The following is a 20973-nucleotide window of genomic DNA, read 5'->3' on the forward strand; positions in this document are numbered from 1 at the left end:
CTGGGTACGGGAGTGGTGTCCAAAGCTGATGTGGGGGACTAGCTTCCGAAGAGCGGGATGAGGCCGCTGAGCGAACCGGTGTCCACGCTTCCGGTGCCGCCGCCGTCGGTCGGTGCGGTGCCGACCTGCACGACCGTCGGGCCGGAGACGGAGTTCTTCCAACCGGCGTCGCCGACGAAGTTGGCAGTGAGGCCGAACGTTCCCTCGTCGTCGAAGGTGTGCGTGAGTGTCGCGACGCCGTTGACGACGGCAACGGGTACGCCGATGGGCGTCGTGCCGGACTTGAACTGGATCATTCCGTTTGCTGTTCCGGGTGCGACGGTGGCCTTGAGCTGCAATGCCTTTCCGACCTGAGCCGAGCCGCTGACGGTCAGAGACGTCGTGGTGTCGGCGCGGGCGGGTTCGGGATCGGTGACGTTCACAGTGAACGACGTGGACGTGGAGCCGATGAATCCGGTTCCGCCGGAGAACTCTGCCGTCACGGCTGCAGCGCCCGCTGATGCGAAGGTGTGCGGGAGGATCGCGACGCCGTCACCCGTGCCGACCGGTGCGGTACCGACCTCGGCGCCGTCGACCTTGAACGTCACGGTTCCGCTGCTCGGGATGGGGGAGACGGTGGCCGAGAGGTTGGTCGGTTCACCGACAACAGCGGTGAGTGGTTCGACAACGGTGGTCGTGGTTCCCCAGTCGGGATCGCTGACGTCGAGTTGGGTTGCGGTGGAGACGGAATCGCCGTAACCGGCCTCGCCGGTGAACACTGCGGTGAAGCTGTGGGTACCCGAAGCGTCGTAGCTGCGGGTCAGGGAAGCCGTTCCGTTGACTACAGCCACCGGTGCGCCGAGGTTGGTCTCGCCGTCTTTGAACTGCACCGTGCCCACGGCGTTTGCCGGTGTGACGACAGCGCTCACGGTGATGCTGTCACCTACCAGCGCGGCGTTCGGGGCCGAGATCGTGGTGGTGTCCGCGGAGACGTCGACGGTCTGGACTCCGGAGGTCGAGCTGTGGAATCCCGGACCGGCGTTGTACGCGGCGGTGATGTCGTGGGCGCCGACGCTGTCGAAGGTGTGGGAGAGGGTGGCGCTACCGCCCGAGACCGGGACCGGTGAGCCGATGTCGTTGCCGCCGTCCTTGAACTGGACGGTGCCGCTCGCGTCGGACGGCGCAACTGTCGCGGTCAGGTCGACCGGCGTGCCGACCTTCGCCGTTGCCGGTGCAACCAGTGTGGTTCCGGTGGCGACAGACGGGTCGACTACCTGGACGTTGACGTTGATGGGGTTGAGGCCCTGCTGTGTGCTGAAGGCGTTGACGTCGAAGAGCATGCCGCTGTCGTACGTCCCGAATGCTGTGCCGACGGGGACCGTGTAGGTCGCTTCCAGCGTGACGGGTTGGTTCTTCTTGACGACGAATCCACCGACCAGGAAGGTGCAGCCGCTCGAGCACTTCGCGGAGACTCCGCCGTCTGATTCGTTGCTGATCGTGGCCCGGTTGGTCACACCCAGGTAGGTGGCCTTGGCGCTGCCCGGCACGAGGACGAATCCTGCGGGCGGGATGTCACGGATCTTTGCGATCGACCGTTCGATGCCGCTTTCGTTGTGCTTGATCTCGGTCTTGTACGTGACGGTGTCGCCTGGGTGAACTGCCGCGTTCCCGATGACACTCTTCGTGAAGATCAGGTTGTCGGTCGTGCCGGTGAAAGTGGTCGGCGGGGCTTCGTCAGCAGTGGCCGGAGTGCCGAGGACTAGAAGTCCGGCGGCAGCCGTCACAGCTGCGACAGGTATGGCGAGTCGTCGTATGAATCGACGCACAGGTCCTCCTCGAGGTGAGCGCCGTTCGGCGGCGCCGGCCGTTTGCGATCGTGATCCTGATCACTTGACGGGCGAGATTACCTTTACTGGACGTTTGGTTCAGGCGAATCGGTCAAACGTCCAGAAAATTCACCCTTCGTCCATTTCGGGCTCTGGCCTGCGATGATGCTGCCGAATTGATTGCCGAAGCTAAGGTGCGGGTGATTGGGGCGCCGTTGACCTGGACGGTGGTCTAGATCCGCGCGAGGTCGCCGCGCAGTTCTGAGGGGCGGCCTTTGTAGTGACGTACCTCGCGCTCGCTCGGCCGAGTAGCGGGCTGAGTCCATGCATGCGCAGAAGCGCTGGCTGCGGCGATTAGACTGCACCTGTGGCAGATATCGAGCAGCAGAGACCAGTTCTTGTCGTCGACTTCGGGGCGCAGTACGCGCAGTTGATCGCACGGCGAGTTCGCGAAGCCAAGGTCTACTCGGAGGTGATTCCGCACACCACGACCGTCGAGGAGATCGTGGCCAAGAACCCCTTGGCTGTTGTGCTCTCGGGTGGGCCCTCGAGTGTCTACGCAGACGGTGCTCCCAAGCTTGATCCCGCACTGTTCGATCACGACATTCCGGTTTTCGGAATCTGCTACGGATTCCAGGCAATGGCAGGCGCCCTGGGCGGCACCGTCGCCGAGACCGGTACCCGCGAATACGGCCGTACCGACATCGCGGTATCCGGCGGATTGCTCCACGACGGTCTTCCCTCGACGCAGCCGGTATGGATGAGCCACGGTGACGCCGTCACCGAAGCGCCTTCCGGCTTCGAGGTGACCGCGACCAGCGACGGTGCTCCCGTCGCGGCGTTCGAGGACCGCGCCCGCAAGCTCGCCGGTGTGCAGTACCACCCTGAGGTTCTGCATTCCCCGCACGGTCAGCAGGTCCTGAGCCGCTTCCTGCACGAGATTGCCGGTATTCCGGCAGCGTGGACGGCGTCGAACATCGCCGATGCGCTGATCGAGCAGGTTCGCGAGCAGGTCGGAGACGGACACGCCATCTGCGGTCTGTCCGGTGGCGTCGACTCCGCTGTCGCTGCGGCTTTGGTTCAGCGCGCAATCGGCGACCGGTTGACATGCGTCTTCGTCGATCACGGTTTGATGCGAGCCGGTGAGCGCACGCAGGTCGAGCAGGATTTTGTCGCGGCAACCGGCGCTCGTCTGATCACCGTGGATGCCGCGGACACCTTCATCGGTGAGCTGGCAGGCGTCACCGATCCCGAGACCAAGCGCAAGATCATCGGGCGCGAGTTCATCCGCAGCTTCGAAGGCGCAGTCAGTGATGTTCTGGGCGAGAACGCATCTCATGGTGCGACCGTCGACTTCCTCGTCCAGGGCACGCTCTACCCGGACGTCGTGGAGTCGGGCGGCGGCACGGGAACTGCAAACATCAAGAGCCACCACAATGTCGGCGGGCTGCCGGAAGACCTGCAGTTCAAGTTGGTCGAACCGTTGCGTCTGCTGTTCAAGGACGAGGTCCGTGCAGTGGGCCGCGAACTCGGCCTGCCCGAAGAGATCGTCGGACGCCAGCCGTTCCCCGGTCCCGGACTCGGTATCCGCATCATCGGTGAGGTCACCCGCGATCGCCTCGAGATCCTGCGTCAGGCAGATTCCATTGCGCGCGAAGAGCTTACGTCTGCAGGCTTGGACGGAACCATCTGGCAGTGCCCGGTCGTTCTCCTTGCCGACGTCCGAAGCGTGGGCGTGCAGGGTGACGGCCGGACGTACGGTCATCCGATCGTGCTGCGTCCGGTCTCGAGTGAAGACGCGATGACCGCGGACTGGACGCGTCTGCCGTACGAGACCCTCGAGCGCATCTCGACTCGAATCACCAACGAGGTTGCGGACGTGAACCGCGTAGTCCTCGACGTGACGAGCAAGCCGCCGGGAACTATCGAGTGGGAGTAAAAACAACTGTGCGCCTTTATTAACCCCCCGCGGTTAATAAAGGCGCACAGCAGTTACTTGCGGTTGCGCCGATTCGGCAGAATCACCAGCAGTAGTCCTGCCACGACGGCGGCACCGACGAACAGCCAACGGAATTGAATGTTCGCTGCCGGCGCCAGGGAGAACGGCCCGACCAACGCCCACACACTGACCAGAAGTGCGGCCAGTCCGGCGATCAGCAGAAGTGCCGAGGGGCGCTTGGATTCTCGGGTCTCGTCGTGCTCTGTGGTCTCGTCGTATTCGCTCATGATTGCGTCACCTTCAGACTGCCGAACGTGGCTTTGGCGTTGATGGTCAGTGTGGGCGAATCCGGTGTCGCCTCGCGGCCCCGGTGTACTCCGCCGTCGAGGCAACCGGATCCGTCACCCATGACGACGGTGCAGCTGTTCTTGACGTTGACGGTTGGTGGCACCATGACGACGAACTCGCCGAACGACGCCGCGACGTCGATGGTCTTGTCCTCGGTGAACTTGACCCCGTTGAGGTCGAGAGTGAAGCTTCCGAAGGCTCCCGAGTACGACGGATCCAATTCGGAAGCGGTTGCCGGAGTCCATCTTTGCTCACCCGAGGCGTCGAAATCGATCGGGTAGACCAACGAGGAGAGAAGCACGAAACCCACGAGCGGTCCGGTGACGACCAGCAGGCCGTACCCCTTGCGGAAGAATGCCCCGAGGATCAGGCCGAGCGCGATGACGGCGAGTCCGACAGCACCGACTCGGCCGGGAGTGAACCACTCGTTGCCGGTTGCCGCGCCCGCTGCCCCGGTGACGGCGGCGACGATGATCGCGAGTCCGAGCACCGTCAGCGTCCATCGCGAGCGACGCTTACGTGGTGGCAAAGGCAGCAGCGGCGTGGCTTTGACTGCCGGGTCCGGGAGATCCCAGGCGAACGGAGCGACACCGAGCGGATCCCAGGAGGGCGGTGTGATGGCGGCCTCGCCGATCACCTCGGTCGGATTGGCGGCGGCTGAAGCGCTCGGGTCCTTCGACAGGTTGATCGTCGGATGATCGGCCTGAGATTGCGGTGACTGTTCGGCCGGCCGTTCCTCGGGCACGTAGGTGTCGGGGAGTTTTGTGTACGGCGTGTACACGGGCGGCTGATTGGGTGCGAAGTATCCGGGAGTGAACGGCCCGGGCGTGAATCCCGTGCCTGGATACGCGGTACCCGCGCCGACGTACGGTGACGTGCTCTGCGGCAGCGCAGGCGGGACCGGCGCTCGTTGGTAGAGCAGCCACAGGCCTCCGACCATCAGAATCAGCCCGATCAGACCGGAACCACCCAGGCCGACGCCGACAGGCCCGACGGTCGTAGCCGCGATGGCGAGAGCCACCAACAAGACGATGGTCTTGGTACTGGAATCGGAGCTGTGTCCGCGGCCCATCAGCGACTGTGCGGGGGACGATCCGTCACCGGCGCGGGCGAGCACCAACCACCCGGCGAGGTAGAGAAGGATGCCTGAACCGCCGAAAATAGTGGAGGCCACAAACGCGACACGTACCAGAATGGGGTCGATGCCGTACCGGTATCCGATTCCGGCGCATACCCCGGCCACGTGACCTTGTGCCGGCAGACGCACGGGGCGGGTCCGCCACAGATCCTGGATCTGTTCTTGGAAAGTCGGATTGTTCATGAATCAATCCTGGCTTCCGGGGCGGCCTCCGCGCATCAGGGCCAACCCTGATCTTTGTGACGATCGGGGCCAGGGGCGCCGCCCTGATTCAGGGTTGGACCCTGATGTGACTGCGAGTGGTTCGTGCCAGTATCGACTATGTGCAATATCTGTCAGATCCGCCGTTCGTGAGCGGTCCCGCTCCCGGGTTCACGGGAGGCCCGCCCGTCAACGGGGTACCGTTGCATGCCGTACCCATGAAGAAGGGTGTGCCCATTCCAGGCGGTGTTCCATTGCGAAAGCTGGAGCGGCGCTCCGGCGGTCGCATCGTCGCCGGTGTTGCAGGCGGTATCGCCGATCATCTCGGGATCGACGTCCTGAAGGTTCGAGTCGCCTTCGCGATTCTGGCGGCGATGGCCGGATCCGGCATCGTGATTTACGGCGCCCTCTGGATCTTCACCTCAGCCGGCACGGACACCCAGAAGCCGTCCGCGGCCGAGCGGCAGCGGGCGTACGGATTGATCGCACTCGGATTGGGCGGCGCAGCCGCGTTGTCCTGGCTGTTCAGCGGCACAGCGGGTTCGGTGCTCGCACCGTTCTTCGTCGTCGCGATCGGTGCCGCTTTGGTGTGGCGCGAGTTCGACTCCGACGGTCCCCGGACCGTCATCGGCTTGCCGCAGCGGCCTACCGTTCTCACGTGGGCGCGGGTGGTCGGGGGAGCGACCTTGATCATCTTGGGTCTCGGCGTCGTCGTCCTCGCTCAGGTCGACCTCGAAGCACTGCGCTCGTCCCTGCTGGCCGTGGTGGTGACGCTGATCGGTGTCGGATTGTTGACGGTGCCGCTGTGGCTGCGGATGTGGAGGGCTCTCGGCGCCGAGCGTGCGGCCCGAATTCGCAACGACGAACGTGAAGAGATCGCCTCGCATCTGCACGACTCCGTACTTCAGACGTTGGCGCTGATTCAGAAGCAGTCCGACAATCCGCAAGAGGTGGCGCGCCTGGCCCGTGGTCAGGAACGCGAGCTGCGCAAGTGGTTGTTCAGCGGCGGGGATATCGACCACACGAGCCTGACCGAAGGTCTGAAGATCATCGCCGGTGAAGTGGAGGACCAGCATGGCGTCACGGTCCGCCCCGTCACGGTCGGCGACGTACAACTCGAAGGCGAAGGCGTCGAGAACGGTCTGCCCAAGGAAGCGTTCACCGCGCTCCTCGGTGCGACGCGTGAAGCTCTGGTCAACTCGGCAAAGCACTCGGGGGAGAAGGAAATCAATCTTTTCGCCGAGGTCGAGGGCGACCAGGTCAGTGTGTTCGTTCGTGATCGCGGAGTCGGATTCGACGTCAATGCGGTGCCGGAGGACCGTCAGGGTTTGGCCAAGTCGATTCGTGGTCGCATCGAGCGACGGGGTGGCCGCGTCGTGGTTCGATCCGACATCGGAAAGGGCACCGAGATCCGCGTGCACATGCCGCTCGGTGACTCTGCTCTAAAGTGGGACCAGACTGCTGACCGTGTCGACAACCCCGAGGAACAGCCCCAGTGACTTCGCTTGCGCCGCCCCCGTACCGCGTATTTCTTGTCGACGATCATGCAGTGTTCCGCTCCGGGGTGAGGGCGGAACTCTCGCGCGAGGCAGACATGGACGTAGTCGGTGAAGCCGGTGGCGTCGCTGAGGCGATCGCGGGTATCAACTCGACGAAACCGCATGTCGTTCTGCTCGATGTCCACATGCCTGACGGTGGTGGAGTGGCAGTTCTGCGCGGAATCGATTCCGGCCCGGTGTGCTTGGCGCTCAGCGTTTCCGATGCGGCCGAGGACGTGATCGCGGTGATCCGCGGCGGTGCGCGCGGGTACGTGACCAAGACGATCTCGGGATCCGAACTGGCCGAGGGTGTACGACGCGTTGCCGGTGGTGACGCAGTGTTCGGGCCTCGCCTGGCAGGCTTCGTACTGGACTCCTTCACCGGGCGTTCCAACGCACCCGAGCCGCAACTCGATCCGGAACTCGACTCGCTGACTCCGCGAGAACTCGAAGTGCTCAGATTGCTGGCACGTGGGTACACCTACCGTGAAATCGCCGAGGACCTGGTGATTTCCGTGAAGACGGTCGAGACTCACGCATCGAACGTCCTGCGAAAGACTCAGCAGTCCAATCGCAATGCGTTGACGCGTTGGGCACATCGCCGCCAGATCGACTGAATTCCCGCGCGCTCTTTCGCGATTGCGTGCGAAGGCGCACCATGGACCGATGACGGAACCACTGGCGCTCGCGTCGAAGCGTGGGCGTTGGGTTGTCGCCGCCACCGTTCTCGGCTCGAGCATGGCTCTCCTCGACGGCACCGTCGTCAACATTGCTCTTCCTCACATCGGTGAAGAACTGGGTTCCGGTGTCGCCGGACTGCAGTGGACGCTCAGCGGTTACACCTTGGCCTTGGCGTCGCTGATTCTGCTCGGGGGAGCCCTCGGTGATCGTTGGGGTCGGCGACGGGTATTCGTGTGGGGGACGGTCTGGTTCGCGGTCGCGTCGTTGCTCTGCGGAATTGCACCGGACATCACGTTTCTGGTGATTGCACGAATCCTGCAGGGAGTGGGAGCTGCGCTCTTGACACCTGGCAGCCTTGCCATCATCTCCGCGTCACTTCGTGAGGAGGACCGCGGCGCGGCAATCGGATTGTGGTCGGGTTTAGGTGGTGTTGCCGGCGCCATCGGACCGCTTTTCGGTGGTTGGCTGGTGGAAGTGGCGGGATGGCGATCGGTATTCCTGCTCAATATCCCGCTGGCGATCGTCGTGGTGTGGGCAGCGGTGCGCCATGTACCGGAGAGCCGCGACCCGCATCCGCCCAAGCACCTGGACGTGGTCGGATCTGCCTGCGCAGTAGTCGGTCTCGGCGCACTGACGTACGGGCTGATCGAGGTCAACCCGATAGTCGGGCTGATCGGAGTGATCGCGCTCTGCCTGTTCGTTGTGGTGGAACGACGCTCACCGAGTGCCCTTGTGCCACCGTCCCTGTTCCGCTCGCGGATGTTCGTCGCGGCTAATCTGGTGACCCTTGCGGTCTATGCGGCGCTGGGCGGTGTGTTCTTCCTGCTCGTGCTGCAACTGCAATTGGTTGCCGGGTACTCGCCGGTGGCTGCCGGCGTCGCAACGGTACCGATCACCGTGGCATTGCTGCTGTTGTCTTCGCGCGCGGGCAGTTACGCGCAGACGCACGGACCGCGGTTGCCGATGACGGTCGGGCCCGCCGTTGCCGCGGTGGGGTTGGTGTTGATGACGCGGATCGGCCCGGATGCGTCGTACCTGACCGTCGTGCTGCCGGGAGTTCTGGTGTTCGGGCTCGGCCTGGCGGTGATGGTCGCGCCGTTGACCGCCGCGGTGCTTGGTTCGGTACCGGTGGAGCAGTCCGGAATCGCATCCGGTGTGAACAATGCCGTTGCTCGCACGAGCCAACTGCTTGCCGTCGCGGCCTTGCCTGCCCTTGTGGGTATCGACGCCGAAAGTCTGGTCGATCCGACGAGTTTCTCCGACGGGTTCCGGTACGCGATGTACATCTGTGTGGCACTGCTGTTGATCGGTGCAGCGATCGCCGCGACGCTGATCCGAACTCCGACAGTAGAGCCTGTTCAGGAAGCGGATTCGGTTGCCTGCAAGCCGCATTGTGATCTGACGGGACCTGCAGTGCAACCGAATCCGATGAGGGACTAGACGCTGATGTCGCGATCGCGGCTGGGCACCAAGGGAATTGCTGCGGCGGGAAATGCCGCGACTATCGCGAAGGCGAGCGGGTAGCCGACCGCGCCGATCAGCGCACCGACCACCGGGCCCACTGCTGACGCGGCAATGAACTGCCCGGTGTTCTGTGCGCCCAATGCTTTTCCTTGCCATTTCGGCCCGGCAGCTTCGGCGACGGAAGTGAATGCCAAACCGTTGTCGGCGACGCTGATAGTGGTTGCCAGCAGCAGGATCAAGGCGGGAACGCCCCAAGGCGCTGCGCCGGCTGCCGCCATTGCCAACATGACCGCAGACGCGGAGACGGCAACCAACCGCAGCGGGCCTACTCTGCTTCCGGCGCGATCACTCCAGATGCCGACAACGATGCGTCCGAGTGCACCCACGAACTGGGAGATCCCGATCAGGAGCCCAGCGGGCGCAGCGTCCCATCCTTGCTCGCTGATCAGCCAGACCAGACCGAATGTCGAGAGGGTGAACTGCGGAAACACCAGCAGTGCCGAGACGACGTGAATGCGCCACAGGAACCAGTTCGAGCGATAAGGATTTACCGTTTCGACCGGGATGTCTGTGGGCCGCGCCGCCGGCCGCGGGGGATTGATCAATGCGACGGCGCAGATCAGGGCGAGAACGCCGTTGAGAGCTACCGACAGTCCGACGGCCGAACCGATTCCTACGTTAGCAGCGAGAGTCGGGATGGTCAGCGACGCGATGGTCACGCCCAGGGGCTGTGACATCTGCCGGATTCCCATCGCGAGGCCGCGCCGATCCTTGGGAAACCAGCCGACCACAACACGTCCACTGGCAGCGTTGGTGCTCGCCGCAGCCATTCCGCCCAGCAGAAATGCGATCCCGAGGAGGGTGTAGTTGTCGGTGGTGGTCGCGGCCAGCGCGGCGATCGCCGTCAGGCCGAGCCCGATGGAGATGACCCATTTCTCGCCGAATCTGTCAGCCATCGCTCCCCACGCCACCAGCGTGAGAACCATGCCGAAAGTGGGTGCAGCGGCCAGAGTTCCGGCCTGCGTCAACGAGAGGCCGTGCTCGGAATGCAGCAGCGGGATCAAAAAGGCGGGGGTGCTGACGAAGACGGTGCCTGCGGCCTGGGCTGCGACGCCGATTCCGAGCATCGTCCACGCCTTCGGGGAGACGGCCGTCTTTTCCAGCCGCGACGCCTGCGTCATGGTGCCCTCCGATCTCTACGCTGTTCGACGATGCCGACGCTACTCGCGTGGTTTCACATGTTGAAACCAGAATCCCACTATTTGGTCAAACGCGGACGGTTCAGGGTGCGAAGTGCCCACCCCTTTTCGAGCGAACGGTACGACGATCGCCTTGGGTGCGCCGAAAGGTACGTTCGCTCGGGAAGGGGTCAGCGACGGGGCAGGCGAACCGTGAAGACCGTGCGACCATACACCTGGTCGACGCCGATGGTGCCGCCGTGCAGGTGCACGTTCTCGACGGCGAGCGAGAGTCCGAGTCCGCTGCCCTCGCTGCGTCCGCGCGCGGTGTCGACCTTGTAGAACCGCCGAAAGATCGCCTGCCGGTCTTCGGGTGAGATGCCGGGGCCGTGGTCGACGACGGTGATGACGGAGAAACCGGATTCGACGCTCAACTCGACGCGAACCGGGGGCGCTCCGTGGCGCAGTGCATTGCCGACGAGGTTGGCGACGACAATGTCGATCCGACGCGAATCGACTCTGGCGCTGACACTTTCGGGTGCGCGCAGTTCGACGGTGTCTGTCCATCCGCGGCTCTCGAGTGTGCGCTCGGTCAATTCGACGAGGTCGACGTCGTCGAGGACGAGGTGCGCTTGCTGAGAGTCGTGGCGAGACATTTCGATGAGGTCTTCGACAAGTCGAGTGAGCTTGCCGATCTCACTGCTCACGATGCGCGCGGCAGCGGCGGCGTCGGGCGGAAGATTGGGGATCTCTTCACGGAGGATCTCACTGACCGGCACCAGTGCTGCGAGCGGCGTCCGGAGCTCGTGGGAGACGTCTGCGACAAACCTTCTCGACTGCTCTTCCGATTCTTCCAGACCTCGGATGACCGCTTCGTTGCGAGCGACCATGTTGTTGAACGTTGTTGTGACCTGGGCGAGTTCGGCTACTCCGTCTTCGGGGAGTCGGACGCTGAGGTCGCCGTCGGCAGCGCGGGCGGCCGCCTTGTCCAGGCGTTTGAGCGGACGGACAAGCGTCGACGCGATCCACAGCCCGAGTAGTCCGCTCACCAACACACCGGCGGCGAGGGTGAGGCCGACAGCTCGAAGCAGGTCGTCGAACTTGTCCTGCACTCCTACCAGCGGCCGGATGGTGACGGCTTTGACCAATGTCTCGTTGTCGTAGCTGTCGTCCGCGCTCATGTCCACGACATTGACGGACATTCCCAACATGATGCGCTGGGAGTCGAGCCTCTCGAAACGGATCAGCTTCGGACTGTCCAAACCTTCGTCGAAGCTGGGCGGAATGGTCGCCGCATCCACGGATCCTTGACGGATGACTTCGCCGTCGACGATCAGCGTCATGTCGGACTGGAAGATCTGTTGGAGGTTGGCAGGCGTCAACTCCTCTACCGGTGTTCCGTTGACGTATTGCAGTTCGTCGCGAAATTGTGCGGTCGCGACATCCTGAGCGTTGGAATAGATCCACGACCGCGCCATGAACGAGACGACACCCGCGGTTGCCCCGGCGATGATCACGACGATTGCGATGAACACGAGCACGAGCCTGGTTCGCAGACCGTCGACCTGAAGCCAGGTCGGTCTCATCGGGCTGGGCTGGTGTTGAAGCGATACCCGAACCCGCGCACCGTTTCGATGACGGTCGGCGCGGCCGGGTCGTCCTCGATCTTTCCGCGCAGCCGCTGCACTGCTGCATCGACGATTCTGGAATCACCCAGATACTCCTGGTCCCAGGCTGCGGACAACAACTGTCGGCGGCTCAGGACCTGTCCGGGGTTCTCGGTCAGCGCCAGGATCAGTCGGAGTTCGGTCGGGGTGAGGGTCAGCAGCATCCCGGCCTTGCGGACCTGCAGCGACGACCGATCCAATTCCAGGTCGCCGAACGTCTCTGCACCCGGCGTCGCATCCGGGCGCGTCGTTGCCGGTGCCGAGCGCCGCACGACGGCTTTGATACGAGCGTCGAGGACGCGCGGACTGGCCGGTTTGACGACGTAGTCGTCGGCACCGGCTTCCAGGCCGGCGACGGTGTCGATGTCGTCGGACCGAGCGGTCAGAATGATGATCGGGATCGAACTTCGGGTGCGGATACGTCGGCAGATCTCGTAACCGTCGGCACCCGGCAGCCCGAGGTCGAGTAGGACGAGGTCCGTGGCACCCAGGGTGTCGTCGAAATCACCGTTACCGTCGGGGCGATGGCTGACGTCGTGCCCGAGTCGGTTCAGTCCCAACGTGATTGCCTCGGCCACTGCTGGATCGTCTTCTATGAAAAGAATGCTCACCATGAGCTCACCTTGGACTCGCCATGATCAGGGGCCTTCTGCGGTCGGAGAAATCTCGGTCAGCCAAGGGTACAGGGGTCACACTCGCGAGAGTCGCTCGTTGCCTGAGTCTGCCAGCACCGCATGCCGGGCGACGCTGGTGTTCAACGGAAATGCCGACACAGCGAGGGTGTAGCAGCCGACGAGCAGTAGTGCACCGATCACGTCGCTCGGGCGGTGCCATTGCAGCACGACTACCGAGATCGCGGTTCCGATGGTGATCAGCGCACCGTTGACCGCAACGACCGCCCGCCACCTCGAGGGCGTGACGATCACGATCGCGCAGACCAGAGCAGCTATGGCCGTCAAAGTGCCGCTGGGGAAGGAATTGTGCATCACCAGACCGTTCAGGTCCGGTCGATCCAGCGATTGTTTGAGAACCCAGGCCGTCGTGATGGGGCCGAGGGTCACGACGACGACGCGTAAAGCTAGCGCAATCGGGTTGTTGCGCAATGTGATCATGAGCGCCACGAGCACTCCTCCCACTATCAGTATCGGGGTGACGAGGCCGATGAACTCGGCGGAGAACACGCTGAGGCGTTCGGAGGTGGCCGCACCCACCATGAGTTGTTGGTCGACGATCTGACCACCGGTCGTGTTGACCGCCAATTCGAATTCGACGACTCCGAGGATCAAGACTGCCAGTGCGGCAATCAGTCTCGCTGGCTTGACTCGTGTCATGATCAGCCTTCCGCTCTCTCGTCCGAGGGGTTGCTCAGTTGTGGCGGGCATTCCCCGCCAGGAGTGGTTGCCAATTCGAAATGCCACATCTCGTTGGCGTAGGTCTGGCAGAGGCCGTAATCGCTGCCGTGCTGAATGAGCCAGTCATCGGCGTCGGTCGGTCCGATGTCGACGGCCTGTCCACTGACATGCTTGGACAGGCTCGGCGAGTGCACCCACTTGGACGCTTCGTCCACGCTGCCGTACTTGACGACGGCTTCGTCGAACAGTCGCTGTTGGTATGCCGCGGACCGCCAACCCGACGTGACGTGCATGTCCACGCCGGATGCCTGTGCGTCGGCCGCTGCCGACTGGAGCGCCGCGAGCAGTGCGGAATCGAGACGGGCAAGCGCGGGCACATGAGTGTCCTGCAAGCTGATGCCGTCCTCGATCTCGCCGCCTGAAGGTCCTGAATCAGGCTGAGTGGCAAGGTAGTTACCGCTCTTCGGTTGTGCTTCTTCTGTGTACGAGCAGGAGCTGAGCGCGACCGCACCGAGCACGACTGCACCGAGTGCGACGAAGCGGATGATTCCGCGGTGGCTGGGCATACAACAGAGACTTCTCGGTCAGTGTCACCGGCAGGTGGTCACCGTTCGTCGACGGTGTCACGGTCTGCAACAGCTCTGTAACAGGACGGAACGGGGCTGGTGAGCGCGCGCTACGCGGGGCGCGGGATCGACGCGAAAGTCGACAGCTCGAACCACGAAGGCAAGCTACGACGCAACGCAGTAGGCCCAGAAATGGTGACGTCACCGGACCGTATGGCGTCCGACCAGGTCAGGTTACCTCGCCAGATCTCGGTCATCTGTCGCAAGCCCGCAGAGACCGACACTGCAACGTCGAAACCCGGATCGATATCGCACATGTCCACCTCACCGGAATTGATGACGAGCCACCAGTTCCGCGAATGTCCACGTACTCCGGAGAATGCGAAGTGCACCACGGTCTTGCCTTCAGGCACCACGGAATGATCCACGCGGCGATGCATGTCCCACAGCAGCAGCTTCGGATCCAGATCTTCGTCGCCCAGTTCACCGATCCACCTGGTACCCCAGATGCCGAGAGCTTCGACCACAGGGCGCAGTTCGCGGCCGGCGTCGGTCAGACGATAGCTGACGACACAGTCGGTTTCTTCTCGCTCCACGATGCCGGCGACCGCGAGTTGGTGAAGCCGGGTCGAGAGCAGAGTCGGTGACATTCGCGGGAGCCCGCGGCGGAGATCGTTGAAATGTTCGCTTCCCATGATCAGTTCGCGGAGGAGAAGCAGTGTCCACCGCTCGTCGAGTAGCTCCATCGCCTTGGCGACGGGGCAGAACTGGTGGTACGAGGACCCCATCTCTCGATCGTAGGCCTCCGGGGTGCTCCGGTACAGATTTCGTACTGGAGAGGAGCGAACCGTCGTCGTAGCGTCGGAGTAACGGCATGAACGCTGTCAGGCTCCGAGTACGAAAATTATTGAAGGAGAACGGTAATGAGTGAATCAACGGGGACTCTCGGGTTGGACCGGGAGCTGAAGGCCAAGCACCGGGCAATGTGGGGGCTCGGTAACTATCCGGCGGTGGCGACGCAGGTCATCGCGGAACTCGGACCTGTATTGGTGCGTGAATGCGGCGTGCAGAAAGGAGATCGGGTGCTCGACGTCGCGGCGGGGTCCGGCAACGCCGCCATTCCGGCGGCTGCGCTGGGTGCGCAGGTGATCGCCACCGACCTGGCTCCCGAACTGTTCGTGGCAGGACGGGAGGCCGCGGCGCTCGCGGGTGTCGAACTCGATTGGCAGGAGGCCGATGCCGAGGCTCTTCCGTTCGGCGACAACGAGTTCGACGTAGTGCTCTCGTGCGTCGGTGTGATGTTTGCCCCGCATCATCAGCGCGCCGCGGACGAACTTTTGCGAGTATGCCGACCCGGCGGAAAGATCGGAGTGCTGAGTTGGACTCCGACGGGGTTCATCGGCGAGATGTTCAAAACGATGAAGCCGTATGCACCGCCCCCGCCTCCTGGTTCGCAGCCGGCGCCTTTGTGGGGCGACGAGAACCATGTTCGTGATCTGCTCGGCGATGTTGCCGCAAGGAAAGACGTACTTCGTGTGGACACATTCAGCGGGCCGGAAGATTTCCGCGATTTCTTCAAGAAGAATTACGGCCCGACCATCGCGGTGTACCGGAACATCGCCGACGATCCTGACCGCACACAGGCGCTCGATCGCGATCTGCTCGAGTTGGCAAAGAACTACGGCAGCGGAAGCGAGCCGTTCGTGATGGAGTGGGAATACCTGCTTCTCACCGCGACACCCGACGAGGGCGGTGCATGATGACGACGGTCGAGTTCGCGCCACTGAAATCGGCGATCACGGGTTCTGTGTTCAGCCCCCGAGATCCGGAGTACGACGACGCCAGGTCGATCTGGAACGGGCAGATCGATCATCGTCCGGCGGTGATCGCCAGGTGCCGGTCGGCGTCGGATGTGTCTGTGGCACTTGCATTTGCCAGAGCCCATTCGTTGGAGGTCTCGGTCAGAGGTGGTGGGCATTCCTACCGAGGTACCTCGGTGTGTGAAGGCGGTGTGATGATCGATCTCAGTGCGATCAACGTAGTCAGTGTCGCCCCGTCCGCGAAGCGAGCCAGGGTCGGTGGTGGTGCGACGATTGCCGACCTCGACGCCGCGACGCAGGAACACGGATTGGCAGTGACCGGTGGAGTGATCAGTGATACCGGCGTCGGTGGCCTGACCCTCGGCGGCGGCATGGGGTGGTTGACGCGCACGCTCGGCCTGGCGATCGACAATCTGGTGTCGGCAGAGGTGGTGCTCGCCGACGGTTCGATCGTGCGGGCCTCCGAGAACGATCACAGCGACTTGTTCTGGGCGCTGCGCGGCGGCGGCGGAAACTTCGGAGTGGTCACCGAGTTCGAGTACCGTCTGAGCGAGATCGGTCCGGAAGTGCATCTGGGACTGTTCTTCTGGGGGATGGAGGACGGACCCGCAGCGCTTCGTCTGTGCCGCGAAGTGGTGCCTGCCCTGCCGAGAAATGCCGGAGCGATGGTTGCCGTCGGTTTGTCCGCGCCTCCGGCACCGTTTGTTCCGGATCAGTTTCACCTGCTGCCCGGATACGCGTTGCTGGTAGCCGGTTTCGGATCGGAAGAGGAACACTCGAACGCGATTGCGCCGATTCGAGAGGGCGTGCCGACGCTGTTCGAGTTCGTCACCCCGCTCCCGTACATCGGTTTACAGTCGATGCTCGACGAATCGGAACCATGGGGTGCATACGCCTATGAGAAGGCCTTGGACCTGGTGGATTTCTCCGACGACGTGATCGATGTTCTGACCGAGCAAGCGGGCAAGAAATCGTCGCCGATGTCCTTCATGCCGATCTTTCCGCTGCAGGGAGCTTTCACCTCCGTCGGCGAGGACGACACTGCGTTCGGTGGTTCTCGCACACCACATTACGTGTGCAACATGACGGCTACGGCCACCGATGCCGGGACACTGGAATTGGATCGATCGTGGGTGCGTGAGACCTGGGAAGCCTTGCGTCCTTTCTCGTCCAATCAAGGCGGGTACGTCAACTTCATGACCGATGTCGACGAGGACCGAGTGCGAGCGTCCTACGGTGCGGCGAAGTACGCGCGATTGTCCGCCGTCAAGGCGAAGTACGACCCGGACAACGTGTTTCACCTCAACGCAAACATTCTGCCCGCGTAGAGCGTCCGGTCAGGCCGTGAACACCAGGATGACGACGATCAGTGCGGCCAAGATGATGACGGCAACCATGCCTGTCATGGCGAGGGGAGCCCAAGCCACTACCTTGTCGCGGGTGCTGGCATCGGCGGGGCCGGTCGGTATCCGCGGCGGCCAGGAGAACATGTCCATGGGGCTGGGAACGTTCCGCAGTGGCGTGTTCTGTTGCACTGCAGGCAGTCCGGTGATCGTGGAGCCGGTCAGGCGATTGCGGCGGTGTGGGTCGGCGAGTTGTGTGGTGCGGTGAGCCCACGCCGGCACGGCGCCTTCGGACGAGTAGACGGGAGCGTCGATCAACTGCTCGATCGTGCCACCGCCCGTCGCGGCTGCAGCGAGCGCGTCGCGTGCCTGAGCCATCGTCGGCCGACGGGTGGGGTCCGGCTCGAGGAGCTGAAGGAGAACGTCGGTGAGCGGTCCGGACTTGGTGGGTCGGTAGATCTCGGCCTTGGCGACACGATGCAGTAGAGCGATGGCGTCCGAGTCGATGCCGAAGGGCGGTTGACCCTCGATCACCGTGTAGAGCGTCGACCCGAGTGAGAAGACGTCACTGGCCTCGGTGGGATCGTCGCCGCGGGCAACTTCGGGTGCAAAGTACGCGGGAGTGCCGGTGATGACCTCGTCCTGGGTGTCGGATACGTCGCTCTTTGCGCGGGCGATGCCGAAGTCACTGATCTTGACGGTGCCGAGAGACTTGCCTCGGTCGGCGATCAGGATGTTGCCGGGCTTGATGTCGCGGTGGACGATGCCGGCGGCGTGCGCCTCGGTGAGCGCCGCAGCGATCTGCGCGCCGATCTGCGCGACCTCCAGCGGTGGCAACGTGTCGGCCAGGTTCATCGCCTGGGCGAGGCTGCGGGCGGGGAAGTACTCCATGACCAACCACGGTTCACCGGACTCGATCGCGACGTCGTACATGGCGATGGAGTGGGGGTGGGTGAGCTTTGCGGCGTTCCTGCCTTCGCGCAATGTACGTTCACGGACCTCTTCGGCCGTTTCGGTGTCGAGGCCTTCCGTGCTTGTGACCTGTTTCACCGCGACGTCACGGCTGAGGAGGGTGTCGCGGGCCAGCCAGACGGCGCCCATGCCTCCGTCGCCGATCTTGGAGCGGAGTCGGTACCGCCCCGCCAGCAGGTATTCGGGCCCGATGCCCCTCCCGGTCTGCTCCTGAGCTGTCACATCTCAAGGTTAATGGATTGATGCCACTGTGACGCTCGAGGCTCCTGTGAACTGGGTTTTTTGCTCTGCTTGACGTGTCGGGGGTGACACGGTTTACTGAAAACAGTTCGAAAATATGTTCGAAATTGCTGTTCGTTGGATGCATGTCAGACCCGACTTCCCCGCGGTTTGCCGGCTGGTTATGGATTGCTGCCGAGTGAGTTTTTCCGGTGTTCCGGAGGATGGGGATGACCGAGGTGACCGAGTTGGTGGAGCTGTCGGCAGATGCGGCGGGGTTGTCCCGTCAGGATCGGCTGGCACAGCTCCGCCGACAGATCGCGTCCATTCCCTCTCGCGGCGATACGTCGTTTTCGGGACCGAGTGTTTCCGTGGCTGGTGTTTCCGGGACAAGTGCAGCAGCCTTCGAGAGTGTTGCCGACCGGGAAATACCGGTCGTGGACCGCGCGCACAAGGCTGGTGTTCTCCCAGTGCCGGAAGGTATCGGGGCATTGCTACCGCAGGGCGGTTTGGTGCGCGGAACCGTGGTGTCCGTCGAGGGCGCTGCTTCCTTGCTCTTGGGATTGGTCGCGTCCGTGACGGCGTCCGGGGGGCATGTGGCAGTCATCGGGCAACCTCGACTGGGATTGCTGGCGGCGTACGAGATGGGTGCGCAACTGGAACGTCTGGCGCTCATTCCGGCGCCTGGGCCGGATCCGGTCGAGATCGCTGCTGTGCTGCTCGACGGTATGGATCTGGTGATTCTGGGATTGGCGGGTGCGTCGGTATCCCCGTCGCGTGCGCGAGCGGTGGTGGCGCGCGCCCGGAGCAAGGGCTCGACTCTTGTTGTCACCGAAGGTCACTGGGACGGGGCCGAAGTTCGGTTGGACGCTCGGGTTCATGGTTACGGTGGGTTCGGTCAGGGCCGTGAGTTGGGGCGTGGTCGGCTCAGTTCCCTGAGCCTCGCGGTTCGTGCTCGGGGGCGCTCGTTCCAGCCCCGGACCACGCGTCTGGACATCTGTAGTGCAGCCGGGCGGGTCGAGTGGGTACCTTCCCGGCCGGTCGAGGCCGTGTCGGAGCAGGTGGTGTCGTCGCGGGTGGTGTCGTCGCGGGTGGTGTCACTGTGAGCAGAGTTCTGGCGTTGTGGTGCCCGGACTGGCCGGCGGTGGCAGCGGCAGCGCTTGCCGATCTTCCTGCCACGCATCCTGTCGCAGTCACCTCGGGTAATCGGGTGATCGCATGTTCGGCGACGGCCCGCGCGGAGGGAGTGCGACGAGGCCTGCGCCGACGCGAGTCGCAGGCCCGCTGCCCGGAACTGTATGTGGCGATGGCAGATCCGGAACGCGACGCCAGATTGTTCGAGCCGGTCGCCGCGGCCATCGATGCGGTGGCACCGGGCGTCGAGGTACTTCGTCCTGGTTTGTTGGTGCTCAGTGCGCGAGGTGTCAGTCGGTACTTCGGTTCGGAGGAAGCCGCGGCGGAACGATTGGTGGATCAGGCATCTGCTGCGGGCGTCGAGAGTCAGGTGGGTGTGGCGGATCAACTGTCCACAGCGGTCATTGCCGCGCGCCGGGCAGCGCTGGTGCCGCAGGGGGAGGGGGCACGGTTTCTGGCGCCGCTACCCATGCCGGAGTTGGCGGCCGAGCCCAGTCTGTCTGCGCCGCATCGCGGGGAGTTGGTGGATCTGCTGCGCAGGCTCGGGATCAGAACCATCGGTGCTTTCGCGGATTTACCGGCAGTGGACGTCGCTTCGCGTTTCGGGGCCGATGCGGTGCTCGCGCATCGTGCGGCGCGCGGTGAACCCGAGCGGCCACCGTCGGCGCGGACGCTTCCGCCGGATCTGGAAGTGGAGCAGCATTACGATCCGTCGATCGAGCGGGTGGATGCCGCAGCGTTTGCCGGGCGCGCCTTGGCGAGTCTCCTGCACGACAAATTGTCGGCTGCCGCAGTGGCGTGCACCCGTCTGTCGATTTCGGCCAGCACGGGTAACGGTGAAAATCTTTCTCGGACTTGGCGTTGCGCCGAACCTCTGACACCGGAGGGAACGGCCGATCGAGTGCGATGGCAACTGGACGGCTGGCTCACCGGGCGCAGTGAGACCCGGCCGACCGCAGGCATAGCGGTGTTACGTCTGGAACCGGTGGAGGTGGTCAGTGCCGGCGCTTTGCAGTTAGGGCTGTGGGGCGGTGTCGGCGACGAGGAGGAGCGGGCCAGGCGAGCATTGGTGCGCGTGCAAGGTCTTCTGGGCGGCGAATCGGTTCAGGTCGGTGTCCTGAGCGGTGGTCGAGGGCCCTCGGAGCGAATTACCCTGTTGCCCTTGGGTGACGAGCGGGTAGCTGCTCATGATCCGACAGCCCCGTGGCCTGGTCGTCTGCCGCAGCCGTCTCCGGGGTCGATCTTCGTCGACAATCCCAAGGTATGGCTGGAGGATGTAGCCGGCAACGCCGTGTACGTCACTGAGCGCGGTGTCTTCAGCTCGCAGCCGGGAAGGCTGAAGTGGGGGAGCAAGGAATGGGCAGTGCAGGGATGGGCCGGGCCCTGGCCGGTGGACGAGCGATGGTGGGACGCAGCCTCGGCGCGCACGGCCGCGCGGGCTCAGGTGCTGTTGGAGGAATCGCGGGCGTTGCTGATGATCTGTGAAGGCGGTGGATGGTCGGTGGAGGGCGTGTACGAATGAGCTCGCAGGTACAGCCAGCTGTACCGGACATGGTCGAGTCGACTGTACGAACAGTAGGGGCGCTGGCGCCATCGCACTGACGCCAT

At 63.8% G+C, this 20973-nt stretch carries 18 protein-coding genes; 8 read left to right on the forward strand and 10 right to left on the reverse strand.

The window, feature by feature from the left end; genetic code table 11:
- Window positions 1–38: 38 nt before the first annotated feature.
- On the reverse strand, window positions 39–1805 hold the full coding sequence (locus tag AC1Q6C_RS20150; protein WP_492666744.1) for an Ig-like domain-containing protein: 1767 nt from the start codon (window positions 1803–1805) through the stop codon (window positions 39–41).
- 367 nt (window positions 1806–2172) lie between these two features.
- Here AC1Q6C_RS20150 and guaA point away from each other — a divergent pair, with 367 nt between their 5' ends.
- Window positions 2173–3744: a glutamine-hydrolyzing GMP synthase gene (gene guaA, locus AC1Q6C_RS20155; protein ID WP_007727510.1), complete on the forward strand. Its 1572-nt coding sequence runs from the start codon at window positions 2173–2175 to the stop codon at window positions 3742–3744.
- A gap of 53 nt (window positions 3745–3797) precedes the next feature.
- Here the strand turns inward: guaA and AC1Q6C_RS20160 are convergent, their stop codons facing one another.
- Together AC1Q6C_RS20160 and AC1Q6C_RS20165 are read right to left on the reverse strand one after the other, a co-directional pair.
- Complete coding sequence (locus AC1Q6C_RS20160; protein ID WP_003940832.1) at window positions 3798–4031, reverse strand: hypothetical protein; 234 nt, start codon at window positions 4029–4031, stop codon at window positions 3798–3800.
- Window positions 4028–5413, reverse strand: coding sequence for a PspC domain-containing protein (locus AC1Q6C_RS20165; protein ID WP_161120810.1), 1386 nt, complete (start codon window positions 5411–5413; stop codon window positions 4028–4030). The genes AC1Q6C_RS20160 and AC1Q6C_RS20165 overlap by 4 nt, the downstream gene beginning before the upstream one ends.
- 236 nt (window positions 5414–5649) lie before the next feature.
- Here AC1Q6C_RS20165 and AC1Q6C_RS20170 point away from each other — a divergent pair, with 236 nt between their 5' ends.
- Genes AC1Q6C_RS20170 through AC1Q6C_RS20180 form a run of 3 tightly spaced genes read left to right on the forward strand, consistent with a single transcriptional unit; the run spans window position 5650 to window position 9090 of the window.
- The gene (locus AC1Q6C_RS20170; protein WP_037125680.1) at window positions 5650–6930 is read left to right on the forward strand and encodes an ATP-binding protein; all 1281 of its coding nucleotides are present in this window, start codon (window positions 5650–5652) and stop codon (window positions 6928–6930) included.
- The gene (locus tag AC1Q6C_RS20175; protein WP_003940972.1) at window positions 6927–7586 is read left to right on the forward strand and encodes a response regulator; all 660 of its coding nucleotides are present in this window, start codon (window positions 6927–6929) and stop codon (window positions 7584–7586) included. The genes AC1Q6C_RS20170 and AC1Q6C_RS20175 overlap by 4 nt, the downstream gene beginning before the upstream one ends.
- Before the next feature lie 49 nt (window positions 7587–7635).
- Window positions 7636–9090, forward strand: a complete 1455-nt coding sequence (locus tag AC1Q6C_RS20180) for an MFS transporter (RefSeq protein WP_118602504.1) — start codon at window positions 7636–7638, stop codon at window positions 9088–9090.
- Here AC1Q6C_RS20180 and AC1Q6C_RS20185 read toward each other — a convergent pair.
- The 6 genes from AC1Q6C_RS20185 to AC1Q6C_RS20210 form a co-directional block, all read right to left on the reverse strand.
- Window positions 9087–10295 (reverse strand): MFS transporter, encoded by a 1209-nt coding sequence (locus AC1Q6C_RS20185; RefSeq protein WP_030535124.1) that lies wholly within the window; start codon window positions 10293–10295, stop codon window positions 9087–9089. The two genes, AC1Q6C_RS20180 and AC1Q6C_RS20185, sit on opposite strands and share 4 nt — an antisense overlap.
- A 188-nt stretch (window positions 10296–10483) precedes the next feature.
- A complete protein-coding gene (locus tag AC1Q6C_RS20190; protein WP_492666745.1) occupies window positions 10484–11878 on the reverse strand; it encodes a sensor histidine kinase in 1395 nt (464 codons plus the stop codon).
- Window positions 11875–12573 (reverse strand): response regulator transcription factor, encoded by a 699-nt coding sequence (locus AC1Q6C_RS20195; protein WP_492666746.1) that lies wholly within the window; start codon window positions 12571–12573, stop codon window positions 11875–11877. Before AC1Q6C_RS20195 ends, AC1Q6C_RS20190 begins: the two co-directional genes overlap by 4 nt.
- Window positions 12574–12648: 75 nt before the next feature.
- The gene (locus AC1Q6C_RS20200) at window positions 12649–13290 is read right to left on the reverse strand and encodes a phosphatase PAP2 family protein (RefSeq protein WP_042449719.1); all 642 of its coding nucleotides are present in this window, start codon (window positions 13288–13290) and stop codon (window positions 12649–12651) included.
- A gap of 2 nt (window positions 13291–13292) precedes the next feature.
- Entirely contained in the window at window positions 13293–13877 is a 585-nt protein-coding gene (locus AC1Q6C_RS20205; protein WP_003940687.1) for a M15 family metallopeptidase, read from the reverse strand.
- A 110-nt stretch (window positions 13878–13987) separates the two neighbouring features.
- Window positions 13988–14665, reverse strand: a complete 678-nt coding sequence (locus AC1Q6C_RS20210) for a winged helix-turn-helix transcriptional regulator (protein WP_003940889.1) — start codon at window positions 14663–14665, stop codon at window positions 13988–13990.
- A gap of 135 nt (window positions 14666–14800) precedes the next feature.
- On the opposite strand from AC1Q6C_RS20210, the gene AC1Q6C_RS20215 reads away from it, so the two are divergent.
- The gene (locus tag AC1Q6C_RS20215) at window positions 14801–15637 is read left to right on the forward strand and encodes a class I SAM-dependent methyltransferase (protein WP_073512443.1); all 837 of its coding nucleotides are present in this window, start codon (window positions 14801–14803) and stop codon (window positions 15635–15637) included.
- A complete protein-coding gene (locus AC1Q6C_RS20220) occupies window positions 15634–17025 on the forward strand; it encodes an FAD-binding oxidoreductase (protein WP_003940869.1) in 1392 nt (463 codons plus the stop codon). The genes AC1Q6C_RS20215 and AC1Q6C_RS20220 overlap by 4 nt, the downstream gene beginning before the upstream one ends.
- Window positions 17026–17034: 9 nt before the next feature.
- Here AC1Q6C_RS20220 and AC1Q6C_RS20225 read toward each other — a convergent pair whose 3' ends face one another.
- A complete protein-coding gene (locus AC1Q6C_RS20225; RefSeq protein ID WP_003940952.1) occupies window positions 17035–18234 on the reverse strand; it encodes a serine/threonine-protein kinase in 1200 nt (399 codons plus the stop codon).
- Between the two features lie 227 nt (window positions 18235–18461).
- Here AC1Q6C_RS20225 and imuA' point away from each other — a divergent pair, with 227 nt between their 5' ends.
- Both imuA' and AC1Q6C_RS20235 read left to right on the forward strand, forming a co-directional pair.
- Window positions 18462–19337 (forward strand): DnaE2-dependent mutagenesis accessory factor ImuA', encoded by an 876-nt coding sequence (gene imuA', locus AC1Q6C_RS20230; RefSeq protein ID WP_054188133.1) that lies wholly within the window; start codon window positions 18462–18464, stop codon window positions 19335–19337.
- Window positions 19334–20887, forward strand: a complete 1554-nt coding sequence (locus tag AC1Q6C_RS20235; protein ID WP_492666747.1) for a DNA polymerase Y family protein — start codon at window positions 19334–19336, stop codon at window positions 20885–20887. The genes imuA' and AC1Q6C_RS20235 overlap by 4 nt, the downstream gene beginning before the upstream one ends.
- The last annotated feature ends 86 nt before the right edge of the window (window positions 20888–20973 follow it).

It is taken from the genome of Rhodococcus sp. MT28, from assembly GCF_058792695.1.